We start from the raw sequence: 13,839 nt of genomic DNA, 5'->3' as shown, positions 1-13,839 counted from the left end.
TGCGCTGAAGTCTGGCCATGGGCGAAGCAATAGGCGAGTCTCTGCCGATCGCCGTGGGTGTGCTCGTCAGCCCCATGCCGATCGTCGCGCTGGTACTCATGCTGGTCAGCCGCCACGCCAGCTCCAACGGGACGGCCTTCGTCGTCGGGTGGCTGGCGGGCATCTTCGTGCTCGGTACGATCGTCGCGCTGCTCGTCGGTGCGGCCGGATCGGGAGACGCGGAGACCCCGACCTGGGCGGCCCTGCTGAAGATCGTCCTCGGAGCTCTGCTCCTCCTGCTCGCCCTACGCAGTTGGCAGGGCAGGCCGGAGGAGGGCGAGCCTGCAGCCACTCCATCGTGGATGGCGGCGCTGGACGAGTTCAACGCGTTCAAGGCCTTCGGCACCGGCGTACTCCTGGGGTCGGTCAACCCCAAGAACCTGCTGCTCGTGGTCTCGGCCGCCAGCACGATCGCGACGGCGACCGCGGTGACCAGCGAGCGGATCGTGGCGATGGCCGTCTTCACCCTCGTCGCCAGCCTGGGCGTGCTGGTGCCGTTCGGCATCTACCTGGTGTCCGGTGAGCGCGCGGCCCGCCTGCTGGAGGGCATCAAGGCCTGGATGATCGCCCACAACGCGGCCATCATGACGGTTCTCCTCGTCGTGCTCGGGGTCAAGATGGTCGGCGACGGAGTGGGGTCGCTCTGATGGACGCCTCCACCTGGGTCGCGAGTCTCGTCAGCGCAGCTCTCGTCGTCGCCCACATCACGGTCTGTGTGGTGGCGCTGGGTGTGATCCCCGGCGGCAGAAAGCCGTCGACGGGCCTGGCCTGGCTGTTCCTCATCCTGGCGCTGCCTGCGTTCGGCCTGCTCGCGTTCCTGCTCTTCGGGAGCACCAGCGTCGGCCGCAAGCGTCGGGCGTGGCAGCGGCAGGTCAACGAGCTGGTCAGCGCCGAGATCAGGTACGACCCGGCGGCACAGACGGCTCCAGAGGGTCCTTCGGTCGGCGCGGTGCGGCTCAACGAGCGCCTGGGATCTCTGCCCTTGACCGGGGACAACCGGATCGAGATCCATCCGGACTACGCGCGGACGTTCGCGGCGATGACCGAGGTCGTATGCAGCGCGAAGTGGTTCGTGCACGTCGAGTTCTACATCTCGGCCTGGGACGAGGACACCAGCGACTTCTTCGACGCGCTTGTCGACGCCGTCGCCCGCGGGGTGGAGGTGCGCTTCCTGTTCGACCATCTCGGCTCGCGCGGCATCCCCGGCCATCAGGACATGCTGTCGCGGCTCGAGGGCTCCGGCATCAAGTGGGCGCCGATGTTGCCGGTCCGGCCGCTGCGCGGCGAGCTCCGCCGCCCGGACCTCCGCAACCACCGCAAGATCCTCGTCGTCGACGGCGCGGTGGCGTTCGCGGGCTCGCAGAACCTCATCGAGCCCGGCTACAACAAGCCGAAGAACCACAAGGCGGGGCGCGAGTGGGTCGATCTGATGATCCGGATCGAGGGGCCGGCGGTCCGGGACCTGGCGGTCGTCTTCGCGACTGACTGGTACGCCGAGACCGCCGAGAGCATCCGGGACATGCTCCTTCCGCGTGAACCTCTGCAGGTCCAGCGGACGGAACGAGCCGCCGAGAACGTGGCGTGCCAGGTCGTTCCGAGCGGTCCCGGTTTCGTGACCGAGAACAACCTGCGCCTTTTCAACACGCTGATCTACCGCGCACAGTCGCGGATCTGCCTGGTCAGCCCCTACTTCGTACCGGACGAGTCGCTTCTCTACGCCGTCACGACCGCCGCGCAGCGGGGTGTCCAGGTCGAGCTGTTCGTGAACGAGGGCGCCGACCAGTTCATGGTCTTCCACGCTCAGCGCTCCTACTATGCCGACCTGCTCGATGCCGGCGTCCGGATCCGGCTCTACCCGGCGCCGTACGTCCTCCACACCAAGTTCTTCACGGTCGACGACACGATCGCCGTCGTCGGTTCCTCGAACATGGACTACCGCTCCTTCGCGCTCAACTACGAGGTCATCGTGCTGCTCGAGAGCGAGCAGGTGGTCGACGACCTGCAGAGCGTGCTCGACGACTACCGGGAGAGGTCGAGCGAGCTCAGCATCGAGGCGTGGTCGCGCCGCGGGCGCGGGGCCGCGTACGTCGACAACGTCATGCGCCTGACGGCGGCTCTTCAGTAGCCGCCTCCTGGGTAGCCGCCGCGAGGGCGGCCTCGACGGTCGGGTAGACCAGCGGCGGACCCTCCCCGGCGGCCTCGAGCAGGACGTCGCGCACCTGACCCACGTCGCCGGCGAGTGCCAGGTCGGCGCCGAGGCGCTGTAGATCGGCACGCAGCTGAGTCAGCATCTCGGTGGCGGTGACGTCGATCGAAGGCGTCGCCCGACCGTCCAGCACGACCAGTCGAAGGTCCGGCACCTCCATGGCGAGCTCACGGACCTGCTCGCGTACGAAGTCGGCGTTGACGAAGAGCAGGGACGCTTCGACCCTGAACACCAAGACACCCGGGATCCCTGCGTACGCCGGATTGCGACTCTGGTCGACCCACAGCCCCGGGTGCGCGGACGCACTGTCGTCATCGGTGCTCTCGACCGGGGCCAGCGGCGCGATGTGCGGCCGCGAGGTCCGCGCGATGAGCAGGATGACCGAGGCGGCGATGCCGATCACGAGACCGGGCAGGGTGTCGAAGACGAGCACGCCGATCAGTGCTGCGACGGCGCCGACGAAGTCGGCGCGGGCGCTGATCTGGTAGATCTTGGTGACCTGTCCGGTCCGCACCCGCCACAGCCGGCGCAGCGCAGAGATGTCGACGAGCTCGATCACCGCGGCGATCACGATCGCCGCCAGGGTGGCCTCGGGAAGGTCGGCGAAGAGCTTGGTCATGAACAGCAGGGTGAGCAGCGTGAGCACTGCGGCGGTCACCGCCGAGAGCTGCGACTTCGCCCCGGCCGAGCCGTTGACGGCGGTCTTGGACAGCGAGCCGTTGACCACCATGCCGCTCGCCAGGCCGGCACCCAGGTTGGAGACGCCCAGGCCGAGCAGCTCGCGGTTCGGGTCGATGTCGTAGCCGCTCTTGGCCGCGTACGTCTTCGCGGCGCCCAGGCCCTCGGCGAACCCGACGAGCATCACGCCGACGGCGGCCGCGAGGAGGTCGCGGAACTCGGGAGCCGACACGTCCGGGAGCCCGATGGTGGGCAGGCCGGCGTCGATGTGGCCCACGATGGCGAGCCCGCGTTCGTCGAGGCCGAGCAGGGCGGTGAGCCCGATGCAGACCAGTGCCACGATCAGGGAAGCGGGAAGGAGTGGCACCAGCCGCCGCAGCACGAGCAGGACAGCGAGGCTGCTGGCCCCGATGGCGATGGTCAGGGCATCGACGTCACCCAGCTGGCGCAGCAGGTCCCAGGTCTTCTCGAAGAAGTTGCCCGAGCCCTTCTCCACACCCACCAGCGACGGAAGCTGCCCGATGATGATCGTCAGCGCGAGCCCGATGATGAAGCCTCTCAGGACCGGCTCGCTGATGAAGGCGGCCAGGAAGCCCAGGCGCATCAAGCCGGCGATGAGCGCGACGATCCCGGTCGCGATGGCCAGGCCGACGGTGAGCGCGACGACGTCGGCCCCACCGGACGCGAAGTCCGCCACGATCCCGGCCGAGAGCGCTGCGGTGGCCGACATCGGCGCGACGATCAGATGGCGCGAGGAGCCGAGCAGGCTGTAGAGCACCAGCGCCGGCACGGCCGCGTAGAGGCCCACGACAGGCGGCACACCGGCGATGGTGGCGTACGCCAAAGACTCGGGCACGAGCACCGCCCACACGGTGAGCCCGGCGAGGACGTCGGACCTGATCCAGGACGGCGAGTAGCCGCTGAACGACGGAGCGATGAGTCTGGCCACGATCGGTGAGGCTGCTACGCCGGACCTGTTCCTGGATCGCCCGTAAGGGGTGAGCCTCGGGTCACCCGTCCCGGGGAGGATGCGTTGACGGCGTGGGCCCGACGTCCGTACGCCTTCCTCCTCCCTGGATTGGAGCGCCGGTGGCCAAGGGCGACATGGATCCCGACCCGGACGGTCGTACGCCGCTGCGGCGGCTCTACGTGGGGTCGCTACGTCGCACCCAGGCACGTGCGGAACGGGTGCTGCGGAGGGAGGTCCGGGAGATCACCCCGCAGAAGCGCCACTGGCGCCGCGACTTCGTCGCCGGGCTGCCCGGTGCCATCGCCAGCGTGCCGGATGGGATGGCGTCGAGCGTGCTCGCCGGGGTCAACCCGACCCACGGGCTCTACGCCTCCTTCGCCGGTCCCATCGCCGGCGGACTGAGCTCCTCGACCAGGATGATGGTGGTCACCACCACCAGCGCCTCGGCGCTGGCCGCCGGCTCGGTCCTGGCCGGTCACGACGCCGACGACCGGTCGGCGGCGATGCTGCTGCTGACGATCGTCGCGGGCGGGATGATGCTCCTGGCCGCGCTGTTCAGACTGAGCCGCTACATCAGGTTCGTGTCCTACTCGGTGATGCTCGGCTTCCTCACCGGGGTCTCGGTCAACATCGTGCTCGGCCAGCTCCCGGACATCGCCGGCGTCGACGCCGAGGGACCCTTCGCCGCAGCCAAGGCGTGGGACCTCCTCACCCGGCTCGACGAGAGCAGTCTGCCCACCGTCGCGACCGGTCTGGGGGCGCTGTTCCTGCTGCTCGTGCTGGCGCCGACCCGGCTGGCGGTGGCCTCGCCGTTGGTAGCCCTCGTCGTGCCGACCGTCACCGTTCTGGTGACGGGGGCCGATGTGGTCAGCGTGGAGGACTCCGGCAAGATCCCGCAGGGCCTGCCCATCCCGCACCTGCCCGACCTGAGCCTGCTCGACATGGACATGGTCACAGGTGCGATTGCCATCGCCGCGCTCGTGCTCATCCAGGGGGCAGGGGTGTCCGAGGCAGTTCCGAACCCCGACGGCAGCAGGTCGTCGACGCGCCGGGACTTCACCTCACAGGGCCTCGCCAACGTCGCCTCGGGGTTCTTCGGCGGGCAGCCGGTCGGCGGATCCGTGGGCCAGACGGCCCTCAACGCCACGGCGGGTGCCGCCTCGCGGTGGGGCGCGATCTGGACGGGTATCTGGATGGCGGTGATCCTCGTGCTGCTCTCGGGAATCGTCGGCAAGGTCGCGATGCCGACCCTCGCCGCGGTGCTCATCTACGCCGGGGCGGCGTCCATCCGTCCACGCGAGGTGGTGAGCGTCGCACGGACCGGCGTCATCCCGGCCGTCGCGATGACGGCGACCTTCGTGGCCGTCCTCCTGCTGCCGGTCGCACAGGCGGTCGGCATCGGCGTGATCGCGTCGCTCCTGCTGCAGCTGCGACAGGACTCCCTGGACCTGAGGATCGTACGTATCGAGCGGGACGAGGAGGGGCGCCTCATCGAGAGCCCGGTGCCGCGGAAGCTGACGCGTGGCGAGCTGGTCGTGCTCGAGGCGTACGGCTCGCTGTTCTACGCCGGGGCTAGGACGCTGCAGCGCCGGCTGCCGCTCCCTCCCGAAGGGCCGGCGCCGGACCAGGGCGAGGAGGCGGCCACCGCCGTGGTGCTGCGACTACGGGGGCGTACGACGCTGGGCGCCACGTTCTTGAAGGTCGTGGGGGACTACGCCCGGGACCTGGACGGAGCGGGCGCGCGTCTGTACCTGTCCGGGGTCGACCCGGACCTGGTCGAGCGCTGGTCGGCGGACGGCACGCTCCAACGGCTCAGCGGGGTCCACATCGAGCCGGCCACCCAGATCCTGGGTGAGTCCACGCACGCCGCGGTGGTCGCTTCCCGGGAACCGCCCCCGGACCGGCCGGAATGAACCGGCCCAAGTCACCCGATGCGGGTGAGCAGCACGGGCTCAGAGCGACATAGCGTCGGAGTCGTCCTGCCGCCCGGCAGGCGTGTGATACGTGGGAGGCACGATGGAACGCGGCCCGGTCGAGATCCTGTTCCTGTCGATGTCGGAGGACGTCGAGCTCGGCGACCTCGCGGCAGTGCTGCGGCAACCGGTCGAGAGCGGAGTGATCCGGATCATCGACTGCGTGCTGATGTCCAAGGACGCCGGCGGCAGCTTCCGGGCCCTTGACCTGGAAGAGGCCGAGGGTCTGCCTGCCGAGCTGTCGGGTCTTCAGATCGACCCCAACGACCTGCTGAGCGACGCCGACATCGAGACGTTCGCCACCGCCCTCGAGCCCGGCCAGGCCGGCCTCGCGGTGGTCTACGAGCAGATCTGGGCGCGGGAGGCCGTCGGACAGATCCGGAGCGTCGGTGCCGAGGTCGAGCTGTTCCTGCGCGTGCCGCCCGAGGACGTCGACGTCGCCTTCGCATCCGCCGCCCGATAGAGAGGAGACACGCTATGTTGCGTAGACGCATGGGCCGGCCCGGTCTCGTCGGCGCCGTCGCACGTACGGCAGTCATCGCCGGCACCGCCACCGCCACCTCGAACGCCGTCAACCGCCGGCAGGCGGCCAAAGCCCAGGAACAGGCCGAGGCACAGGCGTACGAGCAGCAGCAGTACGAGCAACAGCAGTACGCCGCGGCCCAGCCGCCACCGCCACCTGCTGCACCGCCCGCGCCGGCGGCACCGGCACAGAACGATCTGACCGGGCAGCTCGCCAAGCTGGGTGAGCTGCACAGCCAGGGGATCCTCAGCGACGAGGAGTTCGCAGCCGCCAAACAGCGACTGCTCAGCTGACGGATACCAGGAGCGGGGGAGGACATGTCGACAGGAACTCTGACGGTGTGGACGTTCGACACACCTGAGGGCGCCGAGGAGACCATGCACGCGCTGGAGGAGCTGGCTGGTGAGGGCCTCATCGACCTCCACGACGCCGCGGCGCTCTCCTGGCCGTCGAGCACCACGAAGCTGAGGACGATCGAGCTGCATCCGGCCACGGATGTGGGCGGGGGAGCGTTGGGCGGGTCCTTCTGGGGGCTTCTGCTCGGCTTCATCTTCTTTGTGCCGTTGCTCGGCGCGGCCCTGGGCACCGCCACCGGGCTGGTCTCGGACGCGCTGAGCGCCGTCGGGATCGATGACGGCTTCATCAACAGGGTCAGGGACCGGGTCACCCCCGGGACCTCGGCCCTGTTCGTGCTGACCACGGACGGTGTCGTCGACTCGGTCAGGGACGCGCTCGGAGGGCGACTGCCGTCCGACCCGATCTTCACCGAGCTGACCGATGGCCAGGAAGCAGCACTGCGCGACGTCTTCGGTGCCGGAGGATCGCCCGTTGCGGGTGAGCCCGCCGGGGCCGAAGCGGCCTAACTTCTCGTCCATTGAAGCGGTCGACGAGAAACCGCTCACGACCACAGGGAGTACCCCATCATGAGCACCACCACACCACGAGGCGGAGGCTACGACACTCCGGTCAAGACCGCCTTCGCCTTCTCCGGCGCGATCTTCGCTGGCACCATCCTCACGACAGTAGGCATCTTCCAGGTCCTTTCCGGCATCGCTGCCCTGTTCGAGGACACCGTCTACGTCAAGGGCGTCGACTACGTCTACAAGTTCGACCTCACCGCCTGGGGCTGGATCCACATCGTCCTCGGGGCGATCGCGATAGCCGTCGGTATCGGCTTGCTCCTCGGACAGACGTGGGCCCGTATCTCCGGCATCGTGATCGCGGTCATCGGCTCGGTCTCCGCGTTCGCCTTCATGCCCTACTACCCGTTCTGGGCGCTCGCGATGCTGGCGCTCTACATTTTCGTCATCTGGTCGCTCGCGCAGCTGATGTCGAGCCGTGCCGAGCTCTGACATGGCCAGCTCCGACATCCCAGGCCCCGACGTCACCGGCTCGGAGCCTCCGGGCCCCGACGTACGGAGCTCGGGTGCCGGGCCGGATCAGAGCTCGGCCACGCCGGCTCAGGACCGTCCCGTCGGCTCCGGGTCCGTGTTCGAGGGCCTCGGGGACTACTGGGGCCTGGTCCTGGCCTACGGGCTGGTCACCACGGCGCTCGGCGTCATCCTCGCGGTCTGGCCGAAGCAGACGCTCGTCGTCCTCGCGGTGATCATCGCGATCCAGATCATCGTGTCGGGAGTGTTCCGCCTCATCGCCGCGGTGGCCGGCAGCTCCATGGAGGGCGGCCTGCGAGCGGTCGTCGGCTTCTCGGGGGCGCTGGCGATCGTCGTCGGCCTGCTCTTCCTGCGTGACCCGATCCAGACGCTGCTGATCGTCACCATCCTGCTCGGAGTCTGGTGGGTCATCGGAGGCATCGTCGACATCATCGGCGCCGTCCTCCGGCCGGCCCCTGGGCGACGTATGTGGGACATCGCCACCGGAGCCATCACCGTCCTCGCCGGTGCCGTGCTGCTCATCAACCCGGAGGTCTCGCTGGGCGCGCTCCTGGTGGTCTCCTGTATCTGGCTGATCGTCGTCGGCCTCATCGCCATCGTGATGGCATTCCGGCTCCGTTCCGAGGCCACGAGCTGAGGTTCGGACCCGGCCGAGAGCGAGCTCTCGCCTCGGCCGGGTCCGCGCGGAGATCCTCAGATGAGGTTCAGGCTCCGCGCCACGGCCAGCGCCTCGCTCCGCCGTGAGGCGCCGAGCTTGGCGTAGAGGCTGCTGACGTGCGTCTTCACCGTGTTCTCGGAGACGTAGAGAGCGGCGCTGATGTCGGCGTACGTCGATCCGCGAGCGAGCTCACGAAGGACGTCCCGCTCCCGGGCGCTCAGGCCGGGGAGCGGCCCCGCCGCCTCGTCGACCGCCTCGGTCGGACGTGGCGTGCCCTGGTCGAAATAGGTCGTCAGGCTGGACATGTCCGCGATGCCGGCCGAGATCTTGCTGACCCAGCGGTGCGGCCGGAGCGTGGGGAACCGTCCGAGCATGGTCTGCACGGGGGTCCCCTGTCGGGTCCAGCCGAGGAACGGGATCGCGTTCTGGCGCACCTCGGTCTCGATCGCGACCTGCTGGAGATGTTCGGCCGCCGCGTCCACGTCTCCCAGCTCGTGGAGCAGCTCCGCCCGTCCGACGAGCGCGACGCCTCGGGTCATCGGTTGGGGCCAGGTCGCCTGCTGGGCGGCCGTGTCGAAGTGGTCCGCGGCGAGGCGCCGGTTTCCGTCGAGGTCGGCGAGCAGCGCCCTGGCCAGGGCCGCCTCGCCGTTCATCCCGCGCTCGGTGAGCTCGCCCTCCACGGACTTCAGCGAACGCCGGTCGGTCGCCAGCGCGGCCAGCTCGGCCCGGTTGAGCAGCAGGGTGACCTGCAGGTGGTCCGGAAGACGGAAGGCCCCGGGCAGGTCCAACTGCTCGCCGAGGATCTGGCGGGCGCGCACGACCGAGTGGTCGGACAGAGTGAGGTGTGCGTCCCGGAGCCTCATCCAGAACCGGGTGCACAGGTCCGCGGGATGGAGCTTCGCGTCCGGGATGGGCACCAGCTCGAGCCAGGGGAGCCGTGCGGTGCGCGCCAGGGCTGCGGCCAGCGCCGTCCGGGTGCGGGTGAAGTCGCTACGGGTGCCGTGCGGCCCGCCTCGGTCGGCCCGCTCGAGCAGGGCGGCGGTCTCGTCGGCGATCTCTCCGCAGGCCGCCTCGCGACCCAGCATGTATTCGGTCATCGCCAGATGGCTGGAGGCGTCGGCCCCGACCGCCGGCATGTCCCAGGTGCGGGCCAGCCCGATCGCGGAGGTGAGGCTCTGCTCCGCCTCCAACAGCTGACCGAGCCAGCTCTGGGTGATGCCGAGCTCGGTGAGCAGCTGCGGCAGGACGTCGGCCTCGCCGCCGGCGCTGTGCCTGCCCCGGACCACCTCGGCGGCCCGGTCGGCTGCGGCGCGGAGGGGCTCGAGGCCGAGTCGCGCCCGCATCAGTCCGATGCAGGCGAGCTCCTCCTCCGACATCGCCGCCGGCGGCGCCAGACAGTGGTCGAGCCAGTGCTCGGCCTCGTGTACGTCGCCGTCGAGCCAGGCTTCGATCGCGAGTGCGAACCAGGCCCTCGGGGTCGTCTCGACGTGCTCGGCGAGGTTGCGTGCGAAGGGACCGAGGCGGTCGCCGCCGCGCATCGCCGTCTTGACGCCGTCGTCGGCGAGCACGACCGCCATCTCCTCGTGGGCGCCGACGGCTTCGAGCCGTCGCAGCGCGCTCCGCGCCTCGCCGCGCGTGCGGTCGATCCGGACAGCACGCACCACGGTCGACTGCGCCCGGGCGACATCGACCCCGCTGGCGACCAGCCGGCGGCGTACGACCTCGGCGAGCAGCGGGTGGATCCGGTAGGCCTCCTCACCGTGGGCGTCGGGGACGAGGGGGACCGCGCGGGTCACCAGCAGCCCGGTGCTCTCCAGATCGGTCAGCGTCTCCCCGGCGCTCGGATCCTGGGAGAGATGGGCGGCGGTCCTGGCGGTCACGACCGTCTCGGCAGATGTGCACAGCAGCAGGTGCCTCGCGCGTGCGGACAGCGACGCGAACACCTCGCTCGCCACCCGGTCGCCGAGACCGACGGTTCCGTCCTCGAAAACGGTCTCGCCCGCCCTGCCCGGAGGGCTTGCGTGGACCGAGCGGGCCGCGAGGACGACCGCGGCGCACCAGCCGCGGGCCTGCTGGACGATGGCGTCGATGACGGGCCTGGAATCGGTGCGGGCGTGCTCGACGATGAGCGCCTCGGCCTCGACGTCGCTCAGCTGCAGCACATTGCCTCGTACGACCGAGAAGTTGCCCAGCAGCTCGGGCACCAGCCTGGTGAAGGGCAGGTCCCAACGGCTGATCATCACCAGACGCATGGAGTCGGGATCGTCGTTGAGCCGCTCGTTGAGCATCCGGTGCGTGGCGGCGCGAAGCAGGTGTGCGTCGTCGATGACGATGCGAGGGGGCGTGCCCTCTGCTGTCTCATCGATCATGCCGGAGAGCTGATCGGGGGTCATCGTGCCGTCGGCGTCCACCCAGCGCTGTGCGCGCGGAGGTCCGTCGCCGGTCTGTTGCCGCAGCCATCCGGCGACCCCCAGGGTCTTGCCGGCGCCGGCGGGCGCGATCAGCAGGGTGATCGCGGCATCGGCGGAGCGGTCGAGGTCGGCCCACAGCGAGCGGCGTGGCACGTAGACCCTCGGGAGGCGAGGCCACGGGGCGCTGGCCGCGCCATCACCGTCCCTCGTTGGGGGTATCACCGCCGTCGCCGCCTCACGGCGTGGCATCGGCGCGGGTCCTGCTGTCGTCGGGTCTGTAGCGGGCGCCGGCCTACTGCGCTGCACAACCCCTCCCCTCAGTCAGAGCTCTGATGCCACGTCAGCGTCGTGCGCTCGTTTGGGGGGAGAGTGCTGATGAGTGTCACCGCGCCGTAGATGAGCGGAATACCCGTCCGGTCATCTTGCGATGCTACTCAAAGTAGACGGCAAAAAATGGCGAAGGATCACCTATTTCAGGTGACCAGGGTCAGATCATCTTCGGGAACGTCATCAAGATGACCGCCAGGACCACGAAACCCACACCGCCGATACCGAGCAGTGCCCACTGTGCCCTGCGGCGACGCATGCGCTCGGAGAGGGCTGCGAAGAAGAGCACGCAGGCGAAGCCGATGGTCAGAACGGTGTAGTTGTCGCCGCGCTGGTTGTTGCGGAGCGCCTGGGAGAACTTGCGGTCGGCTTTCGCGTCGGCGGCGCCGGCCTGGACGGACTCGGGGATGACGTACGCCTCCATGTCGAACGGCGTGGCGGGGGCGTCGGGGTCCTTGAGGGGCCGGGTGTCGAGCCAGGCAGGGAAGACCGTTGCCAGCGGCTCTGGGAAGCGCGCCTGGAGGAACTCGGTGAGCTCGGTGTCGCCGCTCTGATAGGCCTCGAGCCACTGAGTGAAGAGGGCGACCTGGACCGAGAGCTTGCGGTTGGCCGTGGACTCCAACCGGGCCGCCTCGATCCGGTTCGTCGATGCCTGGGAGAAGGAGATCGACATGGCGCCGCTCCACTTGCTGGCCTGGAAGCCGGTCCAGGCTGTCAGGATCGCCGTCACCGACAGCAACAGGATCGCGATCAGCTCGCGCCAGTCGGTACGCGAGTGCTCAGGGGCCACCGTGGTCGTCACGACCCCAGGGTGCATACGCCGGGAGGTGTCGGTGATCGCCGGAAAGGGGTGAACGACCGGTTTCTTGCGAACAGCTCGGCCTCAGAGGGCCATCTGGTCAGGTGGCCAGTCGCCCTCGTGCGGGTCGCGATAGGTACCCCCGGCCGACGGCCGTTCCTGATCGCCGGACTCCTCCTCGTCCTGCGCCACCCAGGCGACGGCGTCCTCGTAGGCCTTCCGGGTGGCCTCCCAGATCACCGCGGTGCCCTGGTAGACGGAGCCTGCCGGGCCGAGCGTGTCGTCGGTCTGCAGCTGGCGAACCAACCGCTCGTTGTCGGTGACGATCACCAGCCTGCTGCCGAGGTCGTCGAGCCCGGCGGCGTACGTCCCCAGCACCTCGAGGAGCGTGGCGCCGGCGTCGTCCGCGCCACGCAGCCGCAGGATCACCACGGACCTGCGTGAGGCCGGCGTCAGGTCCGGCATCTGCGAGCGCAGCGAGCTGGCGGTGGCGAAGAAGATCGGCCCGTACGGTTGGAGCACCACGACCTCGCGTTCGCCGAGGCTCCCCGGAGGGTTGGTCTCGATGACCCGGTCGTCCGCGCCCATCACCAGCCGGCGCGTCACCAGGCGAGAGGACTGGCCGATCACGAAGAGCAGCACCGACAGTCCGACCCCGACCAGCACGGCGTACTGCAACGGCATCAGCAGGGTGAGCACCAGCGTCGTCAGCATCACCGTCAGGGGCACCGGCCCGGTCTTGCCGACCGCGATCAGCTTGGCCGGCTTGACGGTGCTGACGCCGACCACGATCAGCAGCCCGGCGAGGGCAGGCATGGCGACGAGCTCGACGACACTGGCGAACAGGACGATGACGGCGGCCATGACGGCGGCCGCGACCAGGAGCGCGAACCGGTTCCGGGCGCCCGCGCTGACGACCAGCGAGGTGGCCGACGTCGACCCGCCCACGGGTACGCCGCGGAAGAGGCCGGAGGCGATGTTGCCCGCTCCCTGGCCGATGAAGTCGCGCGAGGGACGCGTGGTGCCGTCCGGGTTCGGGAAGCCCGCTGAGACCCCGGCACCCTGGACCAGCCCGACGAACGCGAGCGCGGCGGCAGGGAGGAGAAGGTCGAGCGTGGCCGACAGGTCGGGGAACACCGGAAGAGGCAGCGAGCCGGGGACCTCGGCGACGTCGGCGACCAGCGCCACGGTGTCGCTGCCCAGCGCGTTGAGCAGGGCGGCCAGCGCGGAGCCGACGGCGACCGCCACCACCAGTCCGGTGGCGCCCAGGCGGGTGCGCTGCAGGACGAGGATGCCGGCGACGGTCGTCAGGCCGACCACCAGCGACGCGAGGTCGACCCCGGGAAGGTGCAGGAGCAGGTCCAGCGCCGCGGTGACGCGGTTGCTTCCCTGGGAGTCGTAGCCGGTGAAGTTGTCGAGCTGTCCGAGCACGATGCTGATCCCGACCGCGGAGATGAAGCCCGTCATCACCGACTTGGACACGAACCGCAACAGCCGGCCCAGGCGGAGCGCGCCGGCGACGATCATGACCACACCGGTGAGGATCGAGAGGGTGGCGAGCGCTCGCACCGGGTCGTCGTAGGCGTCGAGGTCGACGTCGGCGACGATGATCGCCATCGCCCCCGTGCCCTGGATCGCCATCGCGGCGGTCCCGGTGAACAGCGCCCCTCCGGCGAGCCCGAACAGGTAGCCGTAGAGCCCGGCGACCGGGTTCACCCCGGCGAGGAGACCGCTGGCTAGCCCGTCCGGGACCGACTCGATGCCGAGCACGGCGCCCGCAGCGGCATCACGTCGGACCGTACGCCGATCGAAGAGATGGCGAGGCAGAGAGATCCGCTCGCGCAGCCAGGTCAGCACCGCACCA

The 13,839-nt window shown here is 69.8% G+C and carries 12 protein-coding genes; 8 read left to right on the top strand and 4 right to left on the bottom strand.

Features of this window, described 5'->3' with window-relative positions:
- The first annotated feature begins 17 nt into the window (after positions 1-17).
- Both ACFWQC_RS08630 and cls read left to right on the top strand, forming a co-directional pair.
- Positions 18-686 (top strand): GAP family protein, encoded by a 669-nt coding sequence (locus ACFWQC_RS08630; protein WP_378675888.1) that lies wholly within the window; start codon positions 18-20, stop codon positions 684-686.
- Entirely contained in the window at positions 686-2,164 is a 1,479-nt protein-coding gene (cls, locus tag ACFWQC_RS08625; protein WP_378675885.1) for a cardiolipin synthase, read from the top strand. Before ACFWQC_RS08630 ends, cls begins: the two co-directional genes overlap by 1 nt.
- On the opposite strand, the gene ACFWQC_RS08620 is transcribed toward cls, so the two are convergent.
- Positions 2,136-3,872, bottom strand: a complete 1,737-nt coding sequence (locus ACFWQC_RS08620) for a SulP family inorganic anion transporter (protein ID WP_378675882.1) — start codon at positions 3,870-3,872, stop codon at positions 2,136-2,138. The two genes, cls and ACFWQC_RS08620, sit on opposite strands and share 29 nt — an antisense overlap.
- Before the next feature lie 140 nt (positions 3,873-4,012).
- Between ACFWQC_RS08620 and ACFWQC_RS08615 the strand changes: the two genes are divergently transcribed.
- The 6 genes from ACFWQC_RS08615 (at position 4,013) to ACFWQC_RS08590 (ending at position 8,417) form a co-directional block, all read left to right on the top strand.
- Complete coding sequence (locus ACFWQC_RS08615; protein ID WP_378675880.1) at positions 4,013-5,806, top strand: SulP family inorganic anion transporter; 1,794 nt, start codon at positions 4,013-4,015, stop codon at positions 5,804-5,806.
- 103 nt (positions 5,807-5,909) lie between these two features.
- The gene (locus tag ACFWQC_RS08610; RefSeq protein ID WP_378675877.1) at positions 5,910-6,329 is read left to right on the top strand and encodes a DUF6325 family protein; all 420 of its coding nucleotides are present in this window, start codon (positions 5,910-5,912) and stop codon (positions 6,327-6,329) included.
- A gap of 14 nt (positions 6,330-6,343) precedes the next feature.
- Complete coding sequence (locus tag ACFWQC_RS08605; protein WP_378675875.1) at positions 6,344-6,682, top strand: SHOCT domain-containing protein; 339 nt, start codon at positions 6,344-6,346, stop codon at positions 6,680-6,682.
- Between the two features lie 24 nt (positions 6,683-6,706).
- The gene (locus tag ACFWQC_RS08600; protein WP_378675872.1) at positions 6,707-7,252 is read left to right on the top strand and encodes a DUF1269 domain-containing protein; all 546 of its coding nucleotides are present in this window, start codon (positions 6,707-6,709) and stop codon (positions 7,250-7,252) included.
- Between the two features lie 60 nt (positions 7,253-7,312).
- A complete protein-coding gene (locus tag ACFWQC_RS08595) occupies positions 7,313-7,741 on the top strand; it encodes a hypothetical protein (protein ID WP_378675869.1) in 429 nt (142 codons plus the stop codon).
- A 1-nt stretch (position 7,742) separates the two neighbouring features.
- Positions 7,743-8,417, top strand: a complete 675-nt coding sequence (locus ACFWQC_RS08590; RefSeq protein ID WP_378675867.1) for an HdeD family acid-resistance protein — start codon at positions 7,743-7,745, stop codon at positions 8,415-8,417.
- Positions 8,418-8,473: 56 nt separating this feature from the next.
- On the opposite strand, the gene ACFWQC_RS08585 is transcribed toward ACFWQC_RS08590, so the two are convergent.
- The 3 genes from ACFWQC_RS08585 to ACFWQC_RS08575 form a co-directional block, all read right to left on the bottom strand.
- Positions 8,474-11,002, bottom strand: a complete 2,529-nt coding sequence (locus ACFWQC_RS08585) for a LuxR C-terminal-related transcriptional regulator (protein ID WP_378675864.1) — start codon at positions 11,000-11,002, stop codon at positions 8,474-8,476.
- Between the two features lie 334 nt (positions 11,003-11,336).
- Positions 11,337-11,978, bottom strand: a complete 642-nt coding sequence (locus tag ACFWQC_RS08580) for a hypothetical protein (protein WP_378675862.1) — start codon at positions 11,976-11,978, stop codon at positions 11,337-11,339.
- 81 nt (positions 11,979-12,059) lie between these two features.
- Positions 12,060-13,832 carry a SulP family inorganic anion transporter gene (locus tag ACFWQC_RS08575; RefSeq protein ID WP_378675859.1) on the bottom strand — a complete coding sequence of 591 codons (1,773 nt, stop codon included), beginning with the start codon at positions 13,830-13,832 and terminating at the stop codon, positions 12,060-12,062.
- Positions 13,833-13,839: the final 7 nt, after the last annotated feature.

The organism is Nocardioides sp. NPDC058538 (assembly GCF_042719275.1).
Lineage (GTDB): Bacteria > Actinomycetota > Actinomycetes > Propionibacteriales > Nocardioidaceae > Nocardioides.
Note: the sequence above shows the minus strand (reverse complement) of the source record. Positions and strands in the feature narration are given on the sequence as shown.

Excerpts from the sequence above, each read along its gene's own strand:
- ACFWQC_RS08630 (WP_378675888.1), top strand. The coding sequence starts at position 18 with ATGGGCGAAGCAATAGGCGAGTCTCTGCCGATCGCCGTGGGTGTGCTC.
- cls (WP_378675885.1), top strand. The coding sequence starts at position 686 with ATGGACGCCTCCACCTGGGTCGCGAGTCTCGTCAGCGCAGCTCTCGTC.
- ACFWQC_RS08610 (WP_378675877.1), top strand. The coding sequence starts at position 5,910 with ATGGAACGCGGCCCGGTCGAGATCCTGTTCCTGTCGATGTCGGAGGAC.
- ACFWQC_RS08605 (WP_378675875.1), top strand. The coding sequence starts at position 6,344 with ATGTTGCGTAGACGCATGGGCCGGCCCGGTCTCGTCGGCGCCGTCGCA.
- ACFWQC_RS08600 (WP_378675872.1), top strand. The coding sequence starts at position 6,707 with ATGTCGACAGGAACTCTGACGGTGTGGACGTTCGACACACCTGAGGGC.
- ACFWQC_RS08595 (WP_378675869.1), top strand. The coding sequence starts at position 7,313 with ATGAGCACCACCACACCACGAGGCGGAGGCTACGACACTCCGGTCAAG.
- ACFWQC_RS08590 (WP_378675867.1), top strand. The coding sequence starts at position 7,743 with ATGGCCAGCTCCGACATCCCAGGCCCCGACGTCACCGGCTCGGAGCCT.